Annotated in this window: 23 protein-coding genes and 1 pseudogene; 11 read left to right on the top strand and 13 right to left on the bottom strand. The window is 66.7% G+C overall.

Features of this window, described 5'->3' with window-relative positions; genetic code table 11:
• Positions 1-38: 38 nt before the first annotated feature.
• Positions 39-2,201: an acyl-CoA dehydrogenase gene (locus tag CBI38_RS03925; protein ID WP_109326541.1), complete on the bottom strand. Its 2,163-nt coding sequence runs from the start codon at positions 2,199-2,201 to the stop codon at positions 39-41.
• A 93-nt stretch (positions 2,202-2,294) separates the two neighbouring features.
• Here CBI38_RS03925 and kstR point away from each other — a divergent pair, with 93 nt between their 5' ends.
• On the top strand, positions 2,295-2,933 hold the full coding sequence (kstR, locus tag CBI38_RS03920; RefSeq protein ID WP_109326538.1) for a cholesterol catabolism transcriptional regulator KstR: 639 nt from the start codon (positions 2,295-2,297) through the stop codon (positions 2,931-2,933).
• Between the two features lie 68 nt (positions 2,934-3,001).
• Positions 3,002-5,542, top strand: coding sequence for a trehalose-phosphatase (gene otsB, locus CBI38_RS03915; protein WP_109326537.1), 2,541 nt, complete (start codon positions 3,002-3,004; stop codon positions 5,540-5,542).
• 18 nt (positions 5,543-5,560) lie between these two features.
• On the opposite strand, the gene CBI38_RS03910 is transcribed toward otsB, so the two are convergent.
• Positions 5,561-6,649, bottom strand: coding sequence for a LacI family DNA-binding transcriptional regulator (locus tag CBI38_RS03910; protein WP_109326534.1), 1,089 nt, complete (start codon positions 6,647-6,649; stop codon positions 5,561-5,563).
• Positions 6,650-6,786: 137 nt separating this feature from the next.
• On the opposite strand from CBI38_RS03910, the gene CBI38_RS03905 reads away from it, so the two are divergent.
• From CBI38_RS03905 to CBI38_RS03895, 3 genes are read left to right on the top strand one after another with little or no spacing between them, the layout of a single operon-like run.
• Positions 6,787-7,812, top strand: coding sequence for a metal ABC transporter solute-binding protein, Zn/Mn family (locus CBI38_RS03905; protein WP_109326533.1), 1,026 nt, complete (start codon positions 6,787-6,789; stop codon positions 7,810-7,812).
• A 13-nt stretch (positions 7,813-7,825) separates the two neighbouring features.
• Positions 7,826-8,707, top strand: coding sequence for a metal ABC transporter ATP-binding protein (locus CBI38_RS03900; protein WP_109326532.1), 882 nt, complete (start codon positions 7,826-7,828; stop codon positions 8,705-8,707).
• Positions 8,704-9,588: a metal ABC transporter permease gene (locus CBI38_RS03895; RefSeq protein WP_109326527.1), complete on the top strand. Its 885-nt coding sequence runs from the start codon at positions 8,704-8,706 to the stop codon at positions 9,586-9,588. Before CBI38_RS03900 ends, CBI38_RS03895 begins: the two co-directional genes overlap by 4 nt.
• A gap of 74 nt (positions 9,589-9,662) precedes the next feature.
• Here CBI38_RS03895 and CBI38_RS03890 read toward each other — a convergent pair whose 3' ends face one another.
• From CBI38_RS03890 to CBI38_RS03875, 4 genes are all read right to left on the bottom strand, one after another.
• A complete protein-coding gene (locus CBI38_RS03890; protein ID WP_204164871.1) occupies positions 9,663-10,172 on the bottom strand; it encodes a DUF3558 family protein in 510 nt (169 codons plus the stop codon).
• Positions 10,173-10,195: 23 nt separating this feature from the next.
• Entirely contained in the window at positions 10,196-10,609 is a 414-nt protein-coding gene (locus CBI38_RS03885; RefSeq protein WP_109326525.1) for a hypothetical protein, read from the bottom strand.
• 49 nt (positions 10,610-10,658) lie between these two features.
• Positions 10,659-11,417 (bottom strand): ESX secretion-associated protein EspG, encoded by a 759-nt coding sequence (locus CBI38_RS03880; RefSeq protein WP_109326524.1) that lies wholly within the window; start codon positions 11,415-11,417, stop codon positions 10,659-10,661.
• A 67-nt stretch (positions 11,418-11,484) separates the two neighbouring features.
• Complete coding sequence (locus CBI38_RS03875; RefSeq protein WP_230990075.1) at positions 11,485-12,570, bottom strand: hypothetical protein; 1,086 nt, start codon at positions 12,568-12,570, stop codon at positions 11,485-11,487.
• A 128-nt stretch (positions 12,571-12,698) separates the two neighbouring features.
• Here CBI38_RS03875 and CBI38_RS03870 point away from each other — a divergent pair, with 128 nt between their 5' ends.
• The 3 genes from CBI38_RS03870 to CBI38_RS03860 are packed head-to-tail and all read left to right on the top strand — an operon-like array spanning position 12,699 to position 15,013.
• On the top strand, positions 12,699-13,457 hold the full coding sequence (locus tag CBI38_RS03870) for a LamB/YcsF family protein (protein WP_109326523.1): 759 nt from the start codon (positions 12,699-12,701) through the stop codon (positions 13,455-13,457).
• The gene (locus CBI38_RS03865) at positions 13,457-14,077 is read left to right on the top strand and encodes a 5-oxoprolinase subunit B family protein (protein WP_109326522.1); all 621 of its coding nucleotides are present in this window, start codon (positions 13,457-13,459) and stop codon (positions 14,075-14,077) included. Before CBI38_RS03870 ends, CBI38_RS03865 begins: the two co-directional genes overlap by 1 nt.
• Before the next feature lie 54 nt (positions 14,078-14,131).
• Positions 14,132-15,013, top strand: coding sequence for a 5-oxoprolinase subunit C family protein (locus tag CBI38_RS03860; RefSeq protein ID WP_109326521.1), 882 nt, complete (start codon positions 14,132-14,134; stop codon positions 15,011-15,013).
• Positions 15,014-15,077: 64 nt separating this feature from the next.
• Here the strand turns inward: CBI38_RS03860 and rlmB are convergent, their stop codons facing one another.
• From rlmB to carD, 5 genes are read right to left on the bottom strand one after another with little or no spacing between them, the layout of a single operon-like run.
• The gene (rlmB, locus tag CBI38_RS03855) at positions 15,078-16,046 is read right to left on the bottom strand and encodes a 23S rRNA (guanosine(2251)-2'-O)-methyltransferase RlmB (RefSeq protein ID WP_109326520.1); all 969 of its coding nucleotides are present in this window, start codon (positions 16,044-16,046) and stop codon (positions 15,078-15,080) included.
• 2 nt (positions 16,047-16,048) lie between these two features.
• The gene (gene cysS, locus CBI38_RS03850; protein WP_109326519.1) at positions 16,049-17,443 is read right to left on the bottom strand and encodes a cysteine--tRNA ligase; all 1,395 of its coding nucleotides are present in this window, start codon (positions 17,441-17,443) and stop codon (positions 16,049-16,051) included.
• A gap of 11 nt (positions 17,444-17,454) precedes the next feature.
• The gene (gene ispF / locus CBI38_RS03845) at positions 17,455-17,931 is read right to left on the bottom strand and encodes a 2-C-methyl-D-erythritol 2,4-cyclodiphosphate synthase (protein ID WP_109326518.1); all 477 of its coding nucleotides are present in this window, start codon (positions 17,929-17,931) and stop codon (positions 17,455-17,457) included.
• Positions 17,931-18,611, bottom strand: coding sequence for a 2-C-methyl-D-erythritol 4-phosphate cytidylyltransferase (ispD, locus tag CBI38_RS03840; protein WP_109326517.1), 681 nt, complete (start codon positions 18,609-18,611; stop codon positions 17,931-17,933). Before ispD ends, ispF begins: the two co-directional genes overlap by 1 nt.
• Positions 18,612-18,628: 17 nt before the next feature.
• Entirely contained in the window at positions 18,629-19,117 is a 489-nt protein-coding gene (gene carD, locus CBI38_RS03835) for an RNA polymerase-binding transcription factor CarD (RefSeq protein ID WP_109326516.1), read from the bottom strand.
• A 263-nt stretch (positions 19,118-19,380) separates the two neighbouring features.
• Between carD and CBI38_RS03830 the strand changes: the two genes are divergently transcribed.
• A complete protein-coding gene (locus CBI38_RS03830; RefSeq protein WP_109326515.1) occupies positions 19,381-20,016 on the top strand; it encodes a copper chaperone PCu(A)C domain-containing protein in 636 nt (211 codons plus the stop codon).
• A 47-nt stretch (positions 20,017-20,063) separates the two neighbouring features.
• A pseudogene (gene radA / locus CBI38_RS03825) lies at positions 20,064-21,448 on the top strand (DNA repair protein RadA).
• 4 nt (positions 21,449-21,452) lie between these two features.
• On the opposite strand, the gene CBI38_RS03820 reads toward radA, so the two are convergent.
• Positions 21,453-22,016: a PaaI family thioesterase gene (locus CBI38_RS03820; RefSeq protein ID WP_109326514.1), complete on the bottom strand. Its 564-nt coding sequence runs from the start codon at positions 22,014-22,016 to the stop codon at positions 21,453-21,455.
• Between the two features lie 87 nt (positions 22,017-22,103).
• Between CBI38_RS03820 and disA the strand changes: the two genes are divergently transcribed.
• Entirely contained in the window at positions 22,104-23,189 is a 1,086-nt protein-coding gene (gene disA, locus CBI38_RS03815; protein WP_109326508.1) for a DNA integrity scanning diadenylate cyclase DisA, read from the top strand.
• Between the two features lie 37 nt (positions 23,190-23,226).
• Here disA and CBI38_RS03810 read toward each other — a convergent pair whose 3' ends face one another.
• Positions 23,227-23,946, bottom strand: a complete 720-nt coding sequence (locus CBI38_RS03810) for a FadR/GntR family transcriptional regulator (protein WP_109326506.1) — start codon at positions 23,944-23,946, stop codon at positions 23,227-23,229.
• Positions 23,947-24,105: the final 159 nt, after the last annotated feature.

Below are 24,105 nucleotides of genomic sequence, written 5' to 3'. Positions count from 1 at the left end.
CCATCGCGGAACTCGCGAAAGGCCATCGCGGGAGGTGCTCAGGATCGGGGCAGTCCGAGAATGCGTTCCGCCGCGACGGTCAGAAGAATCTGCGTCGTGCCGCCGGCGATGGACAAGCATCGTGTGTTGAGGAACTCGCGCGAGAGCGGACTTTCCACCCAGCCGTCGACGCCGCCGAGTTCCATGGCGAATTCCGCCACTTCCTGGCGCTGGCGGACACCCACCAGCTTGCGCACGCTCGACTCCGCTCCAGGATCCTGGCCGTCGAGCTGCCGAAGGGTGGTGCGCAGTTCGAGCACGGACCCGACGAGCGCGCCTGCGATCAATCGGCCGAGCCGATCGTCCGTCACCGGATCGCCTTCACCTGCGAGTGTCAGCAGCTCTTCCATTGCCGCGCCCAGCGACGACCCCCCGCCCATCGCGACTCGCTCGTTGGCCAGGGTGGTGCGGGCCAGCTTCCAGCCGTCACCGAGATTGCCGACCACGAGATCGTCGGGTACGAACACGTCTTCCAGATAGACCTCGTTGAACAGGGCGTCGCCGGTGATCTCGCGAAGCGGTGAAATCGTGATTCCCGGGCTTGTCATATCGACGAGAAAGTAAGTGATGCCCTTGTGTTTCGGCGCATCACGGTCGGTGCGGGCGAGGCAGATCGCCCAGTCCGCCTCGTGAGCCCGCGAGGTCCACACCTTCTGGCCCGACAGTGTCCATCCGCCGTCGACCTTCACGGCGGACGTGCGCAGGGCCGCCAGGTCCGAACCGGCCCCCGGCTCACTGAACAGCTGGCACCAGATGATGTCGCCGCGCAGAGTGGGCATCGCGAATCGCTCGATCTGCTCCGGACTTCCGTGCTCGAGAATGGTGGGCACCGCCCACCACCCGATCACCAGGTCCGGCCGTGTCACACCGACTGCGGCCAGCTCCTGCTCGATGAGGATCTGTTCGGCGGCCCGCGCTCCTCGCCCGTACGGTTCGGGCCAGTGCGGCGCAAGGTAGCCCGACTCGGCGAGTGCGGCGCGACGCTCGGAGTCGGGCAGCGCGACCAGTTCAGTCACCTCGGCCCGGATCCGGGCCCGCTCGTCGGCGAGTTCCGAGAGATCGAGGGACAGGTGCCTGCGGGCGCCGCCACGGGTGAGTTCGGCTACCCTCGCGCGCCACCTCGTCGACCCACCGAGCAACTGTCGCAGCGACGTCGACCGGCGCAGATAGAAGTGGGCGTCGTGTTCCCAGGTAAAGCCGATCCCGCCGAGCACCTGGATGCAGTCCTTGGCGGTCTCCACCGCGGCGTCGAGTGTGACCGCCGCAGCGACGGAAGCGGCGATGGGCAGTTCACCGCCGTCTGCGTCCCACGCGCCTTCGGCCGCCACCGCGGCGTCCCAGGCCGCGGCACTCGACGCTTCGACGCGGCACAGCATCTCGGCGCACAGGTGTTTGATCGCCTGAAACGAGCCGATGGGTTTACCGAACTGCTCGCGAATCTTGGCGTAGTCCACCGCGGTGCGCAGGCACCAGCGCGCGACCCCCGACGCCTCCGCCGCAGCCAGCGTGGCCGCGAGATCCCGGACCAGCCCCTCCCGCAGCCCGGTGATCACGCGGTCCGGTGCGACGGCAACGCCTGTGCACCGGATGCGGGCGAGCGGCCGGCTCTTGTCGATCGTGTCGGCGGGAGCCACCTCGAGTCCGGCGGACTCGCCGTCGACCAGGCACCACACGACGCCGTCGCCGGGGTCGGCCGCCAGCAGCACCGACATTCCAGAGTCGGCACCGATCGCGAAACCGGCGTCTCCGGTGATCACCAGCCCCCCGTCGTCGGCGAGGGTGGCGTTCACCGGCGGACTGCCGAGAGCGACCGCGCACGGAATCTTCCCGTCGGCGAGATTTTCGGACCAGGTCTTCGCGGCCGCGCCGGAGCTGCGCCCGACGACCAGAGCCGCCAGCGCGGTGGGCAGAACAGGACCCGGGACGAGTTCAGTTGCAGCCTGCTCGATCATCGCGGCGAGGTCGACGATCTCCGCGCCCGAGCCACCGACCGCATCGGGTACGGCAACGGAGAAGATCCCGAGCGACGCGAAGGACGACCAGGACGTGCGCCACGAATCCGCTGGTCCCTGGCGTACTGTGACGAGCGGGTCCGTGGACCGCGCCCACGCCTGGATCGAACCCGCTGCAGCCCTCTGTTCCTCGGTGGTGGCGATAGTCACAACGGGTTTCCGCCTCTCCTGAATGACACATTCGTCTAGAACGTGTTCTAATATGTCACCTGGCCATGAGTCAAGGCGCGAAGGAAAACAGGTATGACGACCAGCTCTCGATCCCGTCCCACGACAGTCGCTGCGGCGACGCTGGGCGAGGACGATCTCAGTTCCAACGCGCAGAAGGAACGGCGCAAGCGGATCCTCGACGCCACCCTGGCCCTCGCCTCCAAGGGCGGATACGAAGCCGTGCAGATGCGAGCGGTCGCGGAACGCGCGGACGTTGCGGTCGGGACCCTGTACCGCTACTTCCCATCCAAGGTGCACCTGCTGGTCTCGGCACTGGCGCGCGAGTTCGAGCGCATCGATTCGCGGGGCAAGAATCCGCCGGGCAGCAATCCGCTCGAGCGCATGCAGCTCATCCTCAGCCAGATCACTCGCGCGATGCAGCGTGACCCGCTGCTGACCGAGGCGATGACACGGGCGTTCATGTTCGCCGACGCCTCCGCCGCCGCCGAGGTCGATCAGGTGGGCAAGCTCATGGACCGGCTGTTCGCGCGGGCCATGACCGACACCGAGCCCACCGAGGACCAGCTGGCCGTCGCTCGCGTCATCTCCGACGTCTGGTTGTCGAATCTGGTGGCCTGGCTCACACGCCGTTCCTCTGCCACAGATGTGGCGAATCGGCTGGAACTCACCGTCGAACTGCTCCTCGGTGACGGAAGCCGCAGACCCGAATAAGGGACGAACCGCGCACATCCGGAAGCGACAATGCGCTCTCCGCCGCTGCATCACCTAGATTTGAACGCGTGAGCGCTCAAGATCTGCCCATCGAACTCCGTCGTGCCCTCTCCCGGGTCGCGAGGACGCCTCGCCTCCTCGTGGCCTCCGACTACGACGGCACGATGGCCCCCATCGTGTCCGACCCCGAAAGAGCATTTCCGCACGCCGAATCGGTGCGAGCCCTCCGAGGTCTCGCCGGCCTGGCAGGAACGACGGCGGCCGTCATCTCAGGTCGGGCGCTGAAGGATCTCGCGGCGCTGTCCCGCCTGCCCGCCGAGGTTCAGCTCGTCGGCAGTCACGGATCGGAATTCGATATCGGATTCATCCACGCCATCGACGCCGACGCGCGCCAATTGCTCGCCGAGATCACCGAGGATCTGCGACAGATCTCCCAACTGCATCCCGGCACCGGGGTGGAGACCAAGCCTGCCAGCGTGGCACTGCACGTCCGTAATGCCGACCCCGAGCACGGCGAGAAGGCACTGGCCGCCGTCCGCGCCGACGCCGCGCAGCGGGTGGGCGTGCAGGTGACCGAAGGCAAGTCGGTGATCGAACTGGCCGTGGTCGCCACCGACAAGGGGCACGCCCTCGACCTGATCCGCCATCAGGAAGGTGCCACCGCCGCCGTCTTCGTGGGCGACGACGTCACCGACGAGAAAGCGTTCTCGCGACTACAGGGCCCCGACGTCGGCGTCAAGGTCGGGGCGGGCGACAGCCTCGCCGAGTTCCGGGTAGACACCACCGAAGAGGTCGCGACCGCCCTCGCGTTCCTGCTCGAGGAGCGTCGCACCTGGCTGTCGGGCGCGCATGCCCCACCGATCGAGCGGCTCACCATGCTCGCCAGCCCACGGACCGTCGCCCTCGTCACCCCGGATGCGACCCTCACCTGGCTGTGCCACCCCGAACCCGACTCCGCCTCCGTTTTCGCGCATTTGCTCGGCGGACCGGAAGCCGGCCACTTCAGTGTCGGCCCGCACCGCAGCGCCCTGCCGCTGAGCCAGCGCTACGTCGACAGCACCATGACGGTGCAGACACGGTGGGCCAGCCTCTCGGTCACCGACTACCTGCCGCACGACGTGTGTCCCGGTCGCACCGATCTGACCCGGGTGATCAGTGGACAGGCGGCCGCAGTCGTCACATTCGCACCGCGGCCCGAGTTCGGCCAGGGTCAGGTGATCCTCGAGGCGGTCGCCGAAGGATTGCGCGTGCACGGCACCAACGAGCCGATCGTCCTGCGCTCGCCGGGCGTGCGGTGGAACGTGACCTCTGACGGGAATCAGCAGACGGCCCACGCCGTCGTCGACCCGTCCGAAGGTGACGTCGTTCTGGAACTGCGGTGTGGCACCGAGGACATCGGCCCGTCGCACACACCGGAAGAGGAACGCCGCGCCGCGTCAGAAGCGTACTGGTCGGACTGGGCGAAGGGGCTGACCCTGCCCACACTGAAGCCCGATCTGATGAAGCGCTCGGCGCTGACCCTGCGCGGTCTGGTCCACGTCGATTCGGGATCCATCATGGCTGCGGCCACCACCTCGTTGCCGGAGGAAATCGGTGGCGTCCGCAACTGGGACTACCGCTACTGCTGGCTCCGCGACGCCGCGCTCACCGCGTCCGCACTGGTCAGCCTCGGCTCGCTGAGCGAAGCCGAGGGTTTCCTGGACTGGGTGCACGACGTGCTGGAGACCATTCCCGGCCCCGAGCGTCTGCATCCGCTCTACACCCTCCACGGCACCGGACTTCCTCCCGAGGCCGTGATCGACTCACTGCCCGGGTATGCCGGGTCGCGGCCGGTGCGCATCGGCAACGCGGCCAATCAGCAGGTCCAGCTCGACGTGTTCGGTCCCATCGTCGAATTGATCGCCGATCTGTCGCATGCCCGCGAGAAGCAGGGCGTCGCGGTGGCGTTGAACGATCGCGACTGGGAACTGGTGTGCGCGATGGTCGCGGCCGTCGAGCGCCGATGGTTCGAACCGGACCACGGCATCTGGGAGATCCGCGACAACCCGCGCCATCACGTGTACTCGAAGGTGATGGGCTGGGTGACCGTCGACCGGGCGGTGGCGCTGGCGAAGCACTTCGGCCGCCCCATCGAACCGGGGTGGACGCCGTTGCGGGACAAGATCGCGGACGAGGTGCGCGAGAAGGGGTGGAAGGACGAGGTCCGCTCGTACACCGCCGCCTACGACGGCACCGACCTCGATGCCGCCACACTGCACATCGGGCTGTCCGGGCTGATCGACCCGCACGACGAGCGGTTCGCCGCCACCGTCACGGCCACCGAAGCGGAACTGCGCAGCGGTTCGACGGTGTACCGGTACCACCACGACGACGGCTTGCCGGGCACCGAGGGCGGGTTCCATCTCTGCGCGGCGTGGCTGGTGGAGGCCTACCTGCTGATCGGTCAGCGATCACAGGCGGAGGCCTTGTTCGCACAGCTCGTCGACGTGGCGGGACCGACGGGGCTTCTCAGCGAGGAGTACGACCCCGTCGCGGAACGCTCGCTCGGCAACCACCCGCAGGCATACAGCCACCTCGGTCTGCTCCGCTGCGCACAACTGTTGGCGTGAGCAGGCCGTAGGGCCGCCTCAGCGAGGTGCGGGGCCGGCGGTGGATCCGCGCGACAGCTCGGTGTAGAGCATTTCGACCGTTGCGACGCCGGAGTGCGACGGAGACATCAGCAGGGCGCCGGCGCGCCTGCCCTTGTCTTCCTGAGGCTGCCGCACGGTGGTGATTCCCTCGCGGAGCGCTTCGCCGACGCCGTCGAATCCGGTGATCGACAGTTGGCCGGGAACGTCGATACCTTGCCAGCGCGCCCAGTCCACGGCGCCGAGCGCCAGCACGTCGGTGGTGCAGACGAGGGCGGTGATGTTCGGATTCGCGCCGAGCGCTTGGGCGGCGGCTGCGTGACCGGATCGTCCGGTGTGCTCGAAACGCTCGACGACGGTGAGCGTCTCCGGGTTCAGGCCGGCATCGGACATCGCGTCGCGAACTCCACCGATGCGCTCGCGCTGCACATGGAAGTTCGGCGAGCGCAACCGTTCCGCATCGGCGATCCCATCCGAGCGGTCGCGGCCCAACCGCATGCTGAGCACCCCGAAGTCGCGGTGCCCGAGCCCGATGAGGTAGTCGGTGAGCGCCCGCATCGCGGCCCGATCGTCGATTCCCACGAGTGATGCTCCCGGTATCTCCCGGGGCTGATCGCAGATCACAACGGGGAGGTGCCTCTCGCACACCGCCGCGAGGTACGGATCGTCGTCCGCCACCGAGTAGACGACGAACCCGTCGACACCGGCCTGCTGCACGACGGCCGCGGCGTCGGCGTCGTCACGCCCCGGCCCGGCCGGGATCAGAAGCAGGCCTTGCCCCGCCGACTCACACGACTCCGCGAGCCCGGACAGGAAGCTCATCGCCGCCGGGTCACGGAAGGAATAGCTGAGCGCCTCGGTCAGCAGGAGCCCCACAGCACCCGCCTTACGTGTGCGCAATGAACGAGCCACCGGATCCGGCCCCGGATAGCCGCGGCGTTTCGCGGCTTGCAGTACCCGGTCGCGGAGTTCCGCGGAAAGTTGGTCCGGCCTGTTGTAGGCGTTGGACACCGTCGTTCGCGAGATATTGAGCTCGGCCGCGAGCGACGCCAGCGTGGCTTGGCGGCGCGGCTGTCGAGACCTGGGCATAGGGGGACGTTAGTACCCGAAGTGTTGGACGGTTCGGCGGGGCTCGGCCGAAAGTGCACTACCAGGGACGTATCCGCTAAAGTGCAACGGTAACGGTTTCCAATAGCATTTAGCTCGTCTTCTGTCAGGAGTTTTCTGTGCGCGCTTCCTCAGGCTTTCGTGTCGCAACGGTCGCCGTCGGGCTGTCCTTCGCCGCTGCCCTCACCCTCACTGCGTGCAGCTCCGAAACGTCGAGCGATGGCGCCTTGACAGTCGTCGCGTCGACGAACGTGTGGGGCAGCGTCGCGCAGGCAGTTGCCGGCGACAAGGTCGAGGTGAGCTCGATCATCACCGAGCCGTCCTCGGATCCGCATTCCTTCGAGGCGAGCCCCACCGACGCGGCCAAGCTCACCGACGCGTCCCTCATCGTCTACAACGGCGGCGGATACGACCACTTCGTCGATGACATCATCAACACCGGCAACGGCGAACAGCTCTCGGTCAACGCATTCGAACTCTTCGGAGCCGGTGCACACGCAGGCGAGACCGGACACGAAGGTGAAGAGGCCGGACACGAAGGTGAAGAGGCCGGACACGAAGGTGAAGAGGCCGGACACGCAGGCGAAGAGGCCGGACACGAAGGCGACGTTCACGAACACGGCGAGGTGAACGAGCACGTCTGGTACGACGTCGCGACCGTCGACGCGACCGCACATGCCATCGCGGAGAAGCTCGGCCAACTCGACCCCGACAACGCCGACGTCTACACGGCGAATGCCGAAACCTTCCACGGCCGGCTCGCGGAAATTACTGCTGTCACCGACGGCATCGCGGCCGCACACAAGGACGCGCCGATCGCCCAGACCGAGCCCATCGCGCATTACCTCGTCGAGTCGGCGGCATTGAACGACGTCACCCCCGCCGACTTCACCAGTGCCATCGAGAACGGCAACGATCCCGCACCCGCCGCTATCGCAGCCACGCGCCAGTTGATCACCGACAAGCAGGTGAAGGCCGTCGTCTACAACACCCAGACACAGGACAAGGTCACCGAGGACGTGAGGGCCACCGCGGAGGCCGCAGGCGTCCCCGTCGTCGAGGTAACCGAAACCCTGCCGGAGGGGTTGGACTACATTCAGTGGCAGACCAACACCGCCCAGGCCCTCGCCAAGGCGCTGCAATAGAACTGATCGGCTTGTGACGGAACTCTCTTCGACGAACACCGAACACAGCAGTCGCATCCCCGCAGTCGAACTGACGGGGGCGCGACTGTCTTTCGGCGCACGCACTTTGTGGCAGCATCTCGATCTCACCGTCGAGCCCGGCGAGTTCGTCGCCGTCCTCGGACCCAACGGCTCCGGCAAGACGTCACTGCTCAAGGTGTTGCTCGGGCAGCTGGGCCTCGATTCCGGGACTGCGAGGATCGCGGGATCACCGGCCCGAGCCGGAAACTCGAACGTCGGGTACATCCCGCAGCAGAAGTCGCTCGACGACGGGCTTCCCCTCCGGGGACGTGACCTCGTCGGTCTCGGTGTCGACGGCCACCGTTGGGGAACCGGGCTGCTGCGCCGGGGACAGCGCCGGGCGATCGTGGACGCGGCGATTGCCGAGGTCGGTGCCGAAAGTTACGCCGACGCACCCGTCGGCTCGCTGTCCGGCGGCGAGCAGCAGCGGTTACGCATCGCTCAGGCACTCGTCGGAGATCCGCAGATACTGCTGTGCGACGAACCTCTCCTCAGTTTGGACCTGGCCAATCAGAGTCTCGTGTCGAGCCTCATCGATCGGCGGCGACGCACGCACGACACCGCGGTGTTGTTCGTCACCCACGAAATCAATCCCATTCTGCCGCTGGTCGACCGGGTGCTGTACCTCGTCGACGGCCAATTCCGAATCGGCACACCGGACGAGGTGATGACCTCCGAGGTGCTGTCCGAGCTGTATCGCACCGAAGTCGAGGTCCTGCACGTGCGGGGACGTCTCATCGTGATCGGCACCGGCGACGCCATCGACGCACTCGGCAGCGCCGGCGGACTTCGCCCCGGCGAAGGTGTGCATCACACGTGCGAGGAACACGCATGAGCAACAAGTTCACCGATGCGATGTCGCACCTGTTCGATGTGTCCGCCACCATCGACCTCTTGCAGTACGACTTCGTTCAGCAGGCATTGATCGCCGGCGCCATCCTCGGTTTGCTGGCAGGCGTCATCGGGCCCCTGATCGTGAGCAGGCAGATGTCGTTCGCGGTTCACGGGACCAGCGAGCTGTCGCTGACCGGTGCGTCGGCCGCACTGCTCGTCGGTATCAGTGTGGGTGCGGGCGCCATCGTCGGTTCCGTCGTGGCTGCGATCTTGTTCGGCTTACTCGGAGCGAAGGCACGCGACCGCGACTCGGTGATCGGCGTGATCATGGCCTTCGGTCTGGGCCTGTCCGTGCTGTTCATCTGGTCGTACGAAGGTCGTACCGGCACGAGCTTCTCTTTGCTGATCGGTCAGATCGTGGCGCCCGGAAACAGTGGGCTTGCGCTGCTGCTGCTCTGCGCTGTCGTGGTGATCGGGGTTCTCGCCCTCATCTACCGGCCTCTACTGTTCGCCAGCACTGACCCCGACGTCGCCGAGGCGCGCGGGGTGCCGGTGCGTGCACTGTCGATCGTGTTCGCCGTGCTCGTCGGCATCACCGCGGCCCTCGGCGTGCAGATCGTCGGGGCGTTGCTCGTGATGGCTCTGCTCATCACGCCCGCGGCGGCTGCCGCCTTCGTCACGGCGAGCCCGGTGAAAGCGACCATTCTGTCGATCGTCTTCGCGGAACTCGCGGCAGTGGGCGGCATTCTGCTGTCCCTGGCCCCCGGAGTCCCCGTCTCGAGTTTCGTGACGACAATCTCCTTCGTGATTTACCTGATCTGCCGCCTCGGTGGCTCCAGGCGTCGGAAGAACACGGGACGCGTCGCCGCGCACACGCACTGAGCCGCCACTCCCCGCGCCTCGACGGCCGAATCGGCCCTCACAGGTCGACGAGTGGCGCCTCAGTACAGTGCGGCCTACAGGTGGTCGGGGAAATACGGCGCCAGCGTCGTCGCCACCTTCGTCGCCTGATCACACGCAGCGTCGACGGTCGTGAAATCCTCCAACTCGCTGTACCCGATCATGAACTCGAGAATCCCCGGCTCGATCGCCACCGACACCGTGCACGCACTCCCACCACGGAAATCCGACACCAGCGCCGGGCGGCCGCCAATCGTCGTCTCACTCAGGACGGTGAAGCGGTCGTCACTCGCGACACCGCTGAAGGGTGCACCGATCGCGGAGACGACAGCGACGTAATAGGGGTCTCGCGACAAAAATCCGCACGCATGATTCGGCGGGTTATTTCGATTCGGCATCCGGTCGGGCGGAGCCGCGTCGATTCCCGCCGTGGCGAGTGCTTCGGGCGAGAAGTCGTCGCATGGCTGGTAGGCGATCTCGATAGCAGGCTCTCCGGCGGGCTCCCCGTCAACCGGCTGCGAGCATGCGACGACGCCGACCACCGAAAGCACACTGAGCGCTCCCACTGTTGCGCAGTCCGCGAAACCCCTCACAGTTGCACACCGACGGATCCCAATCGCGCTGCTGTTGCAGCGTCCTGCTCTCTGTAACGCGCCAAGACAGCCTCGAACATCGACTTCATATCCGACGCGTAGGTCTCGTGAGCCAGAAACAAGCCCACGGCCGTGTTCGCAAACTCGATGTCATCTCCGCCGATCGCCTTCTCATCGAACTTTCGTGCAAGCTGCTTTGCCGACTCGATGTCCTGCTCCCCCAATCCGAGATTCGAAGCGCGAAGTTCTCGGCGGGCTCTGCCTCCGAGGAGTCTCATCCGATCAGCATGCTCCTGACACAGCTTGATGCACTGCTCGATGCCGGCGGGGTCCAGTTCGAGCCTGCCACCCCCGACCACGTTCTCGGTGAAAGCCTTCCATCCGGCTTCCGGTGCGTCCGGACCAGCCATGTTCGTGTCCCCCTTGGTTGTCGTCCCCACCCTGCACGTCGTGGCAAATCTACCAACCGCGGGCGGTCGTCGAGCCTGCTCGCTGGGTGGCACCGACTCGGATCAGGGTGTCGAGCGCCGATACGAGTTCACGAGGTCCTGCCGGGTTGGCTGCGCCGGGATCGTGTGGGCCGATGGCATAGCGTCCGTCGCCCGCGATGTCGATCCAGTGCAGAACTCCGATGTCCCTGCCGGCGCCGTAGCGGGGACCGCGGAAGACTCGGATCTTGCCGCGGCCCGCGTATCCCTTCTGCACGGCGGTTTCGAGTCGGGCGGGGGCCACCCGATTGACGTCCTGCAAGATTCCTTGCGAGAAGTGGGTGCCTTCGTCGTCGCGCCGCTGGAATCGGCGGCGGCCGGCGGCGTTCGGTGGGATGAGGCCGATCAGCTGGGCGCCCAGTTGCCCCGCCGCGCCGGTCCCGATCACCACGTCGCCACCGACCTGCGGGGCCCGGCCGGCGAGTTGTGTCGCGATCACCGACCATTGTCGGCGCTGCGCGCCGATGATTCGGATCGGCGCCTCGTGGGCGGTGGAACCGGAGACCTCGACATACACGTCGGGTTCGGCAAGCATCTCCAACGCCGCGCGCACATCGTCGTGCTCTGCTCCCCCGAATGCTTCTCGTATCCGGTTCTGCTCTGCGACATATGCTTTGAGTCCGGCATGTGGGCTGACAATCCGAAACGGGTAGGGCATGCGGTCCTGCCCGGTACCGGACCACAGTGCGTCGAAAAGCTCCGGTCGCAGCTGCCAATTGCGCATGCTCATGCACATATCACCGGCGGTGACACGAGGGGCAGCTTGCCGATCAACTCGTTGCCGTTGTCGAGTGTGATCAGGTAGTCGGGGGTCTTGTGCTCCTTGTCCTCGCCGGTGCCCCTGGCTCCTCCGGCTCCCCGCCCATCATCCCGGCGCCCATCGGCCCGGTGCCACGCACACCGGAACCGGCGCGCCCGCTACCGGCGACCCCAGCGACACCTGGTTTTCCACCCGCCCCCGCGACCGAACCCGATCGTCCACCGCCCGCGCTACTGCCGCCCAGTCCGCCGGACCCGACCCCGAGAGCGCCACCCGCGCCACTGCCGCCCACACCACCTGCTCGCGAGCCACCGCCCGAGGACGAATCGACACCGTGCGGCATACCCGTCCGGCTCTGCGCCTGATCACCCGTCGCGGAGGCCGGGGCCGTCGTGGCCGGTGCTGTGGCCGCTGTCGGCGCGGTTGCCGCATTCTGCTCAGTGCCATCTGCGGTGGGTGCGCTGTCCGCAGCGGTGGATTCGCCCGCGGGAGCCTCGCCGGAAAGCGGCTGCACTTCGCTCGGTCCACCAATCCGATCGCTCGAATTCGGGGCACTGCTTCCGTGGTCGACACCGGGACCGGACGGACCCGAGGGGACGTCGACCCTGCTTTCCGGTTTCGTGAACTCGGGCACGGAGCCGTCCGAGGTGGCGAGGCCCGGGTTGTAGACGGTGGCCATCGCGTCCCGCGCTTCACCTTCGCGGCGGTAGACCTCGTCTTCCGTATCGGTATCCCACGGTGTCAGCTTGTCCCAGAGCCCGGTGCCCACCGTCTGAGGCACTCTGCCGCGAAGAGCCGTGACGGTGTCGATGAGCGGAGTCAGCGCGCCCGCAACACCGTGTAGTTGGTCGCGCGCCTCAGGTGCGGAGCCGGCGTAACGCTCCGTTTCGGCGTACGCCGCGGAGGCCGCGGCGCCCTGCCAACTCTCGCGAATCTGTTTCTTGACGGCGTCACTGAAGGCGACAATGGTTTCGCCTGCTGCCGAACCCAATTCGGTCCATGCCCGGGCGACGGCACTGATCTGATTTCCGTCCATGCCGGCGACGGCATTCGCGATGCGTGCGTGGTCCCATCCGTCGGAGTGAAAATTCTCCGGGTCTTTGATGCACTCCGGATCAGCCACGAGTCCCCTCCCGATCAGCACACTGCCGAACACACTTATTTGTTTCGACGCAGCAGGACCCACATCGGTTCCACCCGCCCCCGCCAGAGAATCTACAAGACGGGGGCGAGAACCCTAGTATCAAATATGTGCCGGCCATCGATCTGAACAGTGATCTCGGCGAGAGTTTCGGGGCGTGGACTCTCGGCGACGACCTCGCGATGTTGAAACTCGTGACCAGTGCAAACGTGGCGTGTGGTTTCCATGCCGGTGACCCCACGACGCTGCTGTCCACGTGCAGATCGGCGGCCGACCTGACCGTGCGTATCGGCGCGCAGGTCGGTTACCGCGATCTCGCCGGCTTCGGACGACGATTCATCGACGTCGCACCCCGCGACCTCACCGCCGACGTCGTCTATCAGATCGGCGCCCTGGACGGGCTCGCGCAGGTGTGCGGTTCGGCGGTGGCGTATGTGAAACCGCACGGCGCGCTGTACAACGCGATCGTCCATCATCGTGAGCAGGCGCGCGCGGTGGTCGCCGCAATCCGTGCCTACGACGACACTCTCCCGGTCCTCGGCCTGCCCGGTTCGGTATTCCTGGAGGAAGCGGAGGCCGCTGGCCTGCGGACCGTCGCCGAGGCCTTCGCCGACCGTGCCTACACACCCGAGGGCACGCTGGTACCGCGCACGACAGCTGGGTCCGTCCTTCACGATCCGGCGGTCGTTGCCGAGCGGGTACGCCGGTTGGCGCTCGACTCCACACTCGAAGCCGTCGACGGCACCCTGCTGGCGATCGCACCGGAATCCGTCTGCGTACACGGCGACACTCCCGCGGCCGTGGAGATGGCCGCGTCCATCCGGCAGTTGCTCGATGCCGAGGGCATCACAGTGGAACCGTTCGTCTGATGCGGGTACTCGACGTCGGAGATGCTGCGGTCCTGGCCGAGTTCGAAGACCTCGACACCGTCCTCGCCCATTTCCGTGCCCTCGACGAGGCCCGGCCGCCGGGGGTCGGCGAGATCGTTCCGGCCGCCCGCACCATCCTCGTCAGATTCGATCGTGCCGCAACGAGCCGCGACCGCGTCGTCCGATGGTTGCGGACCACCGAACCGCGAACGGGCTCACCCGAGGACACGTCGGAGCACCTACAGATCAGCGTCCGCTACGACGGGCCCGACCTCGAGGAGGTGGCCGAGCTGACCGGCCTCGGGGTCGACGGGGTGATCGAGGCGCATACCGGCACACCCTGGACGGTGGCCTTCTCGGGGTTCGCGCCGGGATTCGGCTACCTCACCGGAGGTGCGCCCGAGTTACACGTTCCCCGGCGATCCACGCCGCGAACGTCCGTTCCAGCCGGTGCTGTCGGCCTCGCCGGTGAGTTCACGGGGATTTATCCGCGAAACTCTCCCGGCGGGTGGCAGCTCATCGGCAGCACGGACGAGCGCATCTGGGATGCTCAGCGGAGTCCCCCCGCGCTCCTGAGGCCCGGGGTCGTTGTGCACTTCGCGCCCGTGAGTACTTCTTAACCACCCCTTGTTAATAAGTACTCACGGGGGGTGGTGGTGCGAGACAATCGGCCCATGGCTTGGCTCGAGGTTGTGCGCACCGGACCCTTCACCACCGTGCAGGATCGGGGCAGGCCCGGATACGCCTCGGTGGGAGTCGGTGAGTCCGGCGCTGCCGACCGCGTCGCCCACGACTGCGCAAACCGGCTCGTAGGCAACAGGTCCGGGGCCGCCACTCTGGAAATCACGCTGGGCGGCCTCGCCGTGCGCGTCGCGGGCACCGTGTCGGTCGCGGTCACCGGTGCGCGTGCGCCCGTCACCGTCAACTCACGACCGCAGCCCGACTACACGATGCTGCACCTCGAGTCCGGTGATCTGCTCGAGGTGGCGTACGCGTCGGAAGGTCTGCGTAGCTACCTCGCGGTGCGCGGGGGTGTCGATGTTCCGCCGGTGATGGGCAGCCGCTCGAGAGACACGCTGTCGGATCTCGGCCCGGACCCGGTGGCCGAGGGTGATCGAATACTGGTCGGAGCGGATTGCACCGACTGGCCTGCCGACGAATTCGCGCCCCCGCCCGCAGCTCCCGAGGATCCGTTGATGATGCGGGTTCGACTGGGACCCCGCGACGACTGGTTCACCAAGGCATCGGTCGACGCGCTCCTGCGGGAAACCTGGACGGTGAGCTCCGACACCAACCGCGTGGGCGCACGTCTCTCCGGGCCGGGACCTCTGCATCGAGCGATTACCCGTGAACTGCCGAGTGAGGCGATGGTGGCGGGAGCCTTGCAGGTGCCGCCCGACGGCCGGCCGATCCTGTTCCTCGCCGATCATCCCGTCACGGGTGGGTATCCCGTGATCGCGGTCGTCGTCGAGGACGACCTGCCGATGGCCGCACAATTGCGCCCCGGCCACCGAATGCGCTTCCACCGGATGGTCGCGCCGACGATCCCACGATGACCCTCACGAGTGTCACACAGTTACGGCGGCCGGAGCCCACGACACTTCGGTGTTCGTGTCCCGGCTAGCTCCGGCGGCGACGCGCGATGTCGGCGAGTACGACGCCTGCGGCGACGGAAGCGTTGAGCGACTCGACGGGCCCAGCCATGGGAATGCTCAGGATGGCGTCGCAGTTCTCCCGAACCAGACGCGACAGGCCCTTGCCCTCCGAGCCGACCACGACCACGACGGGACCGCTGCCGTCGAAGTCGTCGAGAGTGGTGTCACCGCCCGCGTCGAGACCGACGACCTGTACACCCTTGGATGCCCAATCCTTCAGCGTACGAGTCAGATTGGTGGCGCGGGCGATCGGCAGCCGGGCCGCCGCTCCCGCACTCGTCCGCCAGGCCACCGCGGTCACCGCTGCGCTACGGCGCTCCGGGATCACCACACCGTGTCCGCCGAACGCAGCCACCGATCGAACGACGGCACCGAGGTTGCGCGGATCGGTGATGTTGTCGAGGGCCACGAGCAACGGCGCCTCTTGATGCTTACGGGCCTCCGCGAGGAGATCGTCGGGGTGCGCGTAACGGTACGGCGGCACCTGCAACGCGATTCCCTGGTGCAGGCCGTTGGCGCTGAGCCGGTCGAGATCGGTTCGCGGAACCTCGAGGATGGAAATGCCGGCGTCGGCCGCCCGCTGCACCGATTCCTTCAAACGGTCGTCGCTCTCGGTGCCGACCGCGACATACAGTGCGGTCGCCGGGACACCGGCGCGCAGGCACTCGACGACCGGATTGCGGCCCAGCACGGTTTCGGGTCCGTCGAGGACCTTGCGCCCGGCGGTCTGCCTGCCGCGACCCGGCTGCTTTTCGGCCTCACGACTGGCCCTGGCTGCCCGCTTGGCCGCGGGATGTTTGGTGCGAGCCTCGGCGGGCGGAGTGGCGCCCCGTCCCTCGAGTCCCCTGCGACGCTGGCCACCGGAACCGGCGACCTGCCCCTTCTTCGTACCCGACTTGCGGACGGCTCCGCGCCTGCTCGAATTTCCAGCCATTACTACTGTCCTGCCTTGAGAGACCACTCGGGCCCGTTGGGGGTATCGGTGACCTCGATGCCCGCCCGGATGAGGCGGTCACGCACCTCGTCGGCCACAGCCCAGTTCTTCTCGGCCCGGGCACTCTGCCTGCGCTCGAGTTCGGCCCGGACCAGTACGTCCAGGGCGTCGGTTGCCGCGGACGCATCCGCGGTGTCCTGAGTCCAGTGCGGATCGAGGGGGTCCACACCGAGAATTCCCATCATGGCCCGCACCTGCGACGCGATCTCGCGGGCACCCTCGAGGTCTCCACCTTCGAGAGCGATGTTGCCCTCACGCACACGGCCGTGTACGTCGGCGAGCGCGGCCGGGACGGCGAGATCGTCATCGAGAGCACGACCGAACGCCTCCGTCCAACGACCGACGGGGACCTCACCGGCACGCTCACAGGTCCGGTTCACGAATGATTCGACCCGGCGGAACGCCGCGGCCCCCTCGTCGAGAGCGGTGTCGGAGTACTCGAGCATCGACCGGTAGTGGGCGCTGCCGAGGTAGTACCGAAGTTCCTGCGGCCGAACCTTGTTCAGCACGTTCGGCACGGAGAGCACGTTGCCGAGCGACTTCGACATCTTCTCGCCACCCATGGTGACCCAGCCGTTGTGCAACCAGTACTGCGCGAAACCGTCGCCGGCGCACTTGGCCTGTGCGATCTCGTTCTCGTGGTGAGGGAAGACGAGGTCGAGTCCGCCGCAGTGAATATCGAACTCGGCACCGAGGTAGAACTCGGCCATTGCCGAGCACTCGAGGTGCCATCCCGGGCGGCCACGACCCCACGGCGTCGGCCACGACGGCTCACCAGGCTTGGCCGCTTTCCACAGCGTGAAGTCACGGGGATCCCGCTTGCATTCGCCGGCACTCTCGCCTTGGTGCACGTCGTCGAGCTTGTGCCCGGACAGGCTGCCGTAGCTCGCGTAGCTGCGCACGTCGAAGTAGACGTCACCCCCCGAGGCGTACGCGTGACCGTTGTCGATCAGTCGCTGCATCATCTCGACCATTTGGGTGACGTGCCCGGTAGCCCGTGGCTCGATCGACGGCGGAAGGACTCCGAGCTGCTGATACGCCCAGGTGAAGGATCGCTCGAATGTGGCGGCCCATTCCCACCAGGGGCGCCCGGCTTCGGCGGCCTTGTTCAGGATCTTGTCGTCGATATCGGTGACGTTGCGCACGAACGCCACGTCGAAGTCGTGGGCGAGTAACCAGCGTCGCAGTACGTCGAAGGCGACGCCACTGCGCACGTGCCCGATATGGGGGTCGCCCTGCACCGTGGCTCCACACAGATACACCGATGCGTGTCCAGGGGCCAGCGGAACGAAGTCACGCATGGCCCGCGTCTCGGTGTCGAATAGGCGCAGGGTCACGACCAGCGATCTTACCTGGCGCTTTGAGTAGAGATGACCAACGCGGTGGCCACCGCGGCGATCCCCTCGCCCCGCCCAGTGAGTCCGAGACCGTCCGTGGTGGTCGCGGACACCGAAACCGGTGCGCCCAGAATGTCACTCAACACCTTTTGCGCTTCGTCTCTGCGCGGGCCGATCTTCGGCCGATTCCCGATCACCTGGACGGCGGCATTGGCGACACCGAATTCTTCCTCGCCGAGGAGTCGTCGCACCTCGGCGAGCATTGCGGCGCCACTCACTCCCGACCATTCCGGCCTGCCCGTGCCGAAAACCGAACCCAGGTCACCGAGCCCCGCGGCCGACAGCAATGCGTCACACAGTGCGTGGACCGCGACATCGCCGTCCGAGTGACCGGCGCACCCGTCCTCGCCCTCGAACAGAAGACCGGCCATCCAGCACGGCCGTCCCTGCTCGATCGGATGGACGTCCGTACCGATGCCGACGCGCACTAGTTCACTCCCTCTTCCACCAGCGCGCGGGCCAGCACGAGATCCAGCGGTGTGGTGATTTTGAATGCTGTGGGTTCTCCGACGATGCTGCGAACCTGCTCACCCAGGCGCTCCACCAGGCCGGCATCGTCGGTCGCGATGCCATCCGCGGCGGCGTAAGCACGCCGGAGCAGTGGTGCGACGAAGCCCTGTGGCGTCTGGACCGCCCGCAGTTCGGAGCGTTCGGGTGTTCCGGTCACCGCCCCGAGAACGTCGACGGTCTTGATCGTGTCCGTCACCGGGAGGACGGGGATGACGGCGCTGCGCCCGCAGCGCAGTTCCGCAACGACCCGGGCAATGAGCGACGGGGGCGTGAGCGCACGCGCAGCATCGTGGACGAGCACGTATTCTGCGTCGTCCGCGACAGCGAGGCCCGCGCGCACCGAATCTGTGCGTTCGCTGCCGCCGGGCACGACGACGACTCCATCAGGCAGAGTGCCGCGCGTGGAATCGACGAGCTCTTCCGGCACGATCACGACGACGCGGTCGACAGCCCCCGACTGGAGGAGCCCGTCGACCGCGCGTACAAGCATGGTCTTCCCACCGAGATCAACGAATGCCTTGGGCGTCATCTCGCCCAGACGCACTCCTTGACCAGCGGCGGGAACCAGCGCGACTACAGGACCTCGGTCTTCGGTCACTGCGACGTCGCGGCTGTCTAGGACGCGGCCGCGAGGACCTCGTCGAGGATTGTCTCGGCCTTGTCGCTGTCGGTACCTTCGGCCAACGCCAGCTCTCCGACAAGAATCTGCCGGGCCTTCGCGAGCATGCGCTTCTCCCCCGCGGACAGGCCGCGGTCCTGCTCGCGACGCCACAGGTCACGAACGACCTCGGCGACCTTGTTCACGTCACCCGACGCGAGCTTTTCGAGATTCGCCTTGTAGCGGCGAGACCAGTTGGTGGGTTCTTCGGTGTGCGGTGCCCGCAAGACCTGGAAGACCTTGTCGAGGCCTTCCTGACCGACTACGTCACGTACGCCTACATACTCTGCGTTGTCTGCGGGAACCCGTACGGTGAGATCGCCCTGAGCAACCTTGAGAACGAGATATTCCTTCTGCTCACCCTTGATGGTGCGGATTTCGATAGCTTCGATCAGCGCCGCACCGTGATGGGGGTATACGACGGTGTCTCCGACCTTAAAAATCATCTGTCCCGTGCCCCTTTCGATCTTTCGAGTTTAACACGTGACCGGTTCCAGGTCGCATCAACGGTGCAGGTCAGGGGCACCGAGGCCTGATCGTAGGGGTTGACAGCGCCTGCGATACGTGCATCTCACGGGCTCCGAACTGGCAGTTCTTCGAGGCCGAAAGTGCACGCAGACAACCATTGTGAGTACCCAGCGACCGGGCCGTACGAGGGAACTACTACTCTGCCTAGTTGGAGTGCGAACCTGACACTGGAGGACAACCCGTGACTGCTCTCGACAAGCCGACTCGCCGAGTCGCGACCGCCGTTGCTCTTGCTGCCGGCGTGGCCCTCACGCTGTCCGCTTGCGGTGCGGGACAGATCACCCAGACCTCGAGTCAGGTCGCCGCGGTCAACGGCAACGGCGCCGACCTCGGATCGATCGCTCTGCGCAACGTGCACGTCGTGTACCCCAACTCGGACGAGTACAGCATCGAGGCCGGCGGAAAAGCGGTCCTCGCGTTCACCGCGATCAACAACAACGAAGATGCCGCCGACAAGCTGACCAAGATCAGCACCGACGTCGCCGAGACCGTCACCATTCGTGATGCTGCCGGCGGCCAGGAGATTCCCCCGCAGACGGCGCTCGTAGCCGGAGACGTCGCGCAGGACGCTGTGGAGGGTGGTCATGCCGAGCAAGAGCGTGACCAGGCCGCCGAGGTTCCGAGCGATGTCGTCCTGGTCACGCTGGACGATCTGAAGGAGGGTGTGCGCCCCGGCCTCACCTTCCCCGTCACCTTCACGTTCGAGAAGGCCGGTGAGGTCACGGTGTCCGTTCCCGTCGACGCCGGTCACGAAACCGAGCGTCACGTGTCCGACAAGTCCGCGGGCACGCAGGCCGAAGGCGGCGGCGGGCACTGACAGCCGCCCGGGGCCGGTCTGTCGGACCGGCTCTCTAGGCTGCGTCGGTGGCCAAACTCAAGTCCAGTTTCCGGTGTTCGTCGTGTCAGTGCACCGTGCCCAAATGGGTCGGCCGCTGTCCCGAGTGCGGCAGCTGGGGATCGATGGATGAGGCTCCGATCCTCGCGCCGGTGGCGAGTCGTCCGGGCGCCTCGCTCGCGAAGGCCGGGCGGGGGCCGTTCTCCCGTCCACGCCGGCGACCCCCATCACGAAGATCGACAGCACGTCCACTCGGGCCAAACCCACCGGAATCGGTGAACTCGATCGCGTCCTCGGCGGTGGCGTGGTCCCCGGGTCGGTTGTTCTCCTCGCGGGCGAACCAGGCGTCGGCAAGTCAACGCTTCTTCTCGAGGTCGTACACCAGTGGGCGCGGCGGGGCCCGGACGACCGATCGCTCTACGTCACGGGTGAAGAGTCCGCCGGTCAGGTACGGCTACGTGCCGACCGGACGGGCGCGGTGCACGAGCGGGTCTATCTCGCCGCCGAATCCGACCTCGCGACCATCCTCGGTCACGTCGAACAGGTACGTCCCACCCTGCTGATCGTCGACAGCGTGCAGACCATGCTTGCCGCGGACGTCGACGGTGTCGTCGGCGGCGTCACCCAGGTCAAGGCCGTCACCAGTGCGCTCACCTCGCTCGCGAAAGCCAGCGGTGTCCCGGTGCTGCTGATCGGCCACGTCACGAAAGACGGCGCCGTCGCGGGTCCGCGTTCGCTCGAACACCTCGTGGACGTGGTCCTGCACTTCGAGGGCGACAAGCACTCCACACTCCGCATGGTGCGCGGGGTCAAGAACCGCTTCGGTGCTGCCGACGAGGTGGGATGCTTCGAACTCCGGGAAGACGGCATCGCCGGCATCAGCGACCCGTCCGGACTGTTCTTGCACCACCGCGCCGAAGCCGTGCCCGGTACCGCGGTCACGGTCATGATGGATGGCAAGCGGCCCTTGCTCGGCGAGGTCCAGGCGCTCGTGGCCGCAACATCCATGCCCGCACCCCGGCGCGCGGTGAGCGGGCTCGACAGCGCACGTGTGGCCATGGTGCTGGCCGTGCTGGATCGCCGGTGCGGAGTGCCGATCGCCAAGAACGACGTCTACGCGGCTACGGTCGGCGGCATGCGGATGACCGAACCGTCCGCAGACCTGGCGCTGGCACTCGCCGTCGCCTCCGCGGTCAAGGACAAGCCCGTTCCCGACGGGCTGGTGATCCTCGGCGAAGTCGGGCTGGCAGGTGAGGTCCGGCGGGTTCCCGGTGTCGGGCGCCGGCTCGCCGAAGCGGCCCGACTCGGATTCAACCGGGCCCTCGTTCCCCTCGACTCCGGCGCGGCCCCTCCCGGAATGAAGGTCACCGAGGTCGGGAATCTCGGAGCGGCCATCGCTTCCCTGCGTATTTAGACAACTAGATCGACGACGTGCCGAACGGCATGTCGGGAACCCCGTCCACGAAGGTTTTGGTCTTCTCGAAGTGTTCGGCCGTGACGGTGAGGAACAACCCCCGCGACGTGGCCACTACCACGTCGGGGTCAGCATTCGGCCCCTCGACGATGCGCGCCTCCGCACTGGCGTAGACCTTGCGGCGGATCGTTCCGTCGATGCGCGCGTGAAATTCGAGCACCGAGCCCAGCGGAATGGGCCGCGCGAAGTCGATCTCCAGATGACCGGTCACCACCGGACCGTCCACGGTCGCCCGACACGCCATGCCCAGCGCCTCGTCGAACGCCGTCGACAGGATGCCGCCGTGGATAACTCCCGGACCGCCCTGATAGCGAGGGGCCACCTCGAGACGTCCCCACACCTCGAGGTTCTCCCCGGCGGTGAAGCTCATGGACATACCGGCCGGCGACTGGTCGCCGCATCCAAAGCACCGACTCCAGTGCCGCGGCACGGGCTGACCTGCAGCGGGGAAGGTGCCGACCGGTTCCGGCAGGGTCAGGTCGTCGGGCAAAGTCCAGGTACTACTCATGGATAGGTAATCTAAACGCGGGTCCGGGCCCTATTCCCCGACGGCCCTGTACAAAGTGACGTCTACCTCAGCGGGGAGTGTTTCGCGATGAACGATGCAGAGTCGTCGTCTGCGCTGCGCGAAACCATTGCAAGGCTGGCTCCTGGAACGGCGCTCCGGGACGGCCTCGAACGTATTCTCCGCGGCCGCACGGGCGCACTGATCGTCCTCGGTTACGACGAGCAGATGGAAGAAATCTGCGACGGCGGCTTCGAGCTCGACGTCGAGTTCGCTCCCACCCGGCTGCGTGAGCTGTCGAAGATGGACGGCGCCGTGGTCCTGTCCACGGACGGTTCGCGCATCGTCCGCGCCAACGTCCAGCTGGTTCCCGACCACAAGATTCCCACCGTCGAGTCCGGCACCCGGCACCGCGCCGCCGAACGCACGGCGATGCAGACGGGATATCCCGTGGTGTCGGTGAGCCAGTCGATGAGCATCGTCAGCGTGTACGTCGGCGGAATACGCCACGTCATCGACGGGTCTGCCACCATCTTGTCCCGGGCCAATCAGGCGGTGGCCACCCTCGAGCGGTACAAGGCGCGCCTCGACGAGGTCACCCGTCAGTTGTCGGTCGTCGAGATCGAGGATTTCGTCACCCTCCGCGACGCGCTCACCGTGGTGCAGCGGCTCGAGATGGTGCGCCGCGTGTCTGTGGAGATCGAGCAGGACGTACTCGAACTGGGCACCGACGGCCGACAGCTCGCCCTCCAACTCGAAGAGCTCGTCGGCGACAACGATGTGGCACGGGAATTGATCGTCCGCGACTATCTCGCCGGTTCGGGACCCGCCCCTGCACCCGATGTCGAGAAGTCGTTGACTGCCCTCGACAAGATCACCGACGCCGACCTGCTGGACCTGACGACTCTGGCTCGCGCGTTCGGATACCCGGGAACGATCGAAGCGCTCGAGGCTCCCATGAGTCCACGTGGTTATCGCGTTCTCACCCGAGTTCCCCGCTTGCAGTTCAACCAAATTCACCGGCTCGTCGGCTCGTTCGGGACTCTGCAGTCGCTGCTTGCCGCAACGGCCGCCGACCTGCAGTCGGTGGAGGGGATCGGCGGCTTGTGGGCTCGACACATCAGGGAGGGCCTGTCCAGGCTCGCCGAAACGTCGATTTCCGGTCCCTACGACTAGTTTTCGCCCGACCGGAACGTACGAGCCGAACTACCTCCTACGATCGATCCGCCGAATAGGACTCGCCGACAACGGATTCCAGTGCGACACGCACGGCATCGAGGTGTTCCGCCATGGCCTTGGCGGCCACGTCGTAGCTCCTGGACTCGATCCCGTCGACTATCCGGTCGTGCTCGTCGTTCGACCTCCGCTGCCGGCCGGCGACCAGGTTGAGCGTTTCCGACTGCCGGGTCAGCGCTTCACGAATATCGACGACGACCGACTCGAACACACGATTGCGACTGGTCCGGGCGATCAGCGCGTGGAACTGGGCGTCCAGGGACACCCACACCAAGGGGTCGTCCTCGTCGCGCATCTGACCGGCCAAGCCGCGCAATGCGGCAAGATCCTCGGCAGAGTGCCGCTGCGCCGCCCATCCGGCAGCGGGGATCTCCACATGAGGGCGCGCCTCGACGAGCTCGTTGGCGGCGTAGTTCCCGAAGTCGAGGTCGCGCGCGATCGAATCACTGATGACGAACGTGCCCAGACCCGATTTGGTCTCGGTCAGACCCAGCGCATGACACGACCGCAGGGCCTCGCGGATGACCGAACGACTGACCCCGTGCCGCGTCGCCAACGACGCTTCCGACGGGAGCCGCTCACCGACCGCCAACTCACCCGAGGTGATGGCGGCGCGCAGGTCCGCGAGAACAGCTTCGGCGGCGCTGACCCGCGCGGTCACGGGACGCTTGGCTGCCCAGCTGTCTGACAGGTTCATGGCAATATTCTTCTCACGACCAGGCAAATGCGTCAACCTGCGCGAATCGAGGGGTTGACGACCGCAAGTGAGCCACGTAACAATGTCACCTGTCTGACAGCCTGGCAGGCAGGTAGGTGGGCAGGTCTACCGACTGCCTCTCCGAGCGCCGCGGGACCA

Origin of the sequence: Rhodococcus oxybenzonivorans (assembly GCF_003130705.1) — a bacterium.
In the GTDB taxonomy this organism is placed as follows: Bacteria; Actinomycetota; Actinomycetes; order Mycobacteriales; family Mycobacteriaceae; genus Rhodococcus_F; species Rhodococcus_F oxybenzonivorans.
This window is presented reverse-complemented; position numbering and strand designations above follow the sequence as displayed.

Excerpts from the sequence above, each read along its gene's own strand:
- kstR (WP_109326538.1), top strand. The coding sequence starts at position 2,295 with ATGACGACCAGCTCTCGATCCCGTCCCACGACAGTCGCTGCGGCGACG.
- carD (WP_109326516.1), bottom strand. The coding sequence starts at position 19,117 with ATGATTTTTAAGGTCGGAGACACCGTCGTATACCCCCATCACGGTGCG.
- CBI38_RS03860 (WP_109326521.1), top strand. The coding sequence starts at position 14,132 with ATGGCTTGGCTCGAGGTTGTGCGCACCGGACCCTTCACCACCGTGCAG.
- disA (WP_109326508.1), top strand. The coding sequence starts at position 22,104 with ATGAACGATGCAGAGTCGTCGTCTGCGCTGCGCGAAACCATTGCAAGG.
- CBI38_RS03880 (WP_109326524.1), bottom strand. The coding sequence starts at position 11,417 with ATGAGCATGCGCAATTGGCAGCTGCGACCGGAGCTTTTCGACGCACTG.
- CBI38_RS03865 (WP_109326522.1), top strand. The coding sequence starts at position 13,457 with ATGCGGGTACTCGACGTCGGAGATGCTGCGGTCCTGGCCGAGTTCGAA.
- CBI38_RS03820 (WP_109326514.1), bottom strand. The coding sequence starts at position 22,016 with ATGAGTAGTACCTGGACTTTGCCCGACGACCTGACCCTGCCGGAACCG.
- CBI38_RS03885 (WP_109326525.1), bottom strand. The coding sequence starts at position 10,609 with ATGGCTGGTCCGGACGCACCGGAAGCCGGATGGAAGGCTTTCACCGAG.
- rlmB (WP_109326520.1), bottom strand. The coding sequence starts at position 16,046 with ATGGCTGGAAATTCGAGCAGGCGCGGAGCCGTCCGCAAGTCGGGTACG.
- CBI38_RS03910 (WP_109326534.1), bottom strand. The coding sequence starts at position 6,649 with ATGCCCAGGTCTCGACAGCCGCGCCGCCAAGCCACGCTGGCGTCGCTC.
- CBI38_RS03895 (WP_109326527.1), top strand. The coding sequence starts at position 8,704 with ATGAGCAACAAGTTCACCGATGCGATGTCGCACCTGTTCGATGTGTCC.
- CBI38_RS03810 (WP_109326506.1), bottom strand. The coding sequence starts at position 23,946 with ATGAACCTGTCAGACAGCTGGGCAGCCAAGCGTCCCGTGACCGCGCGG.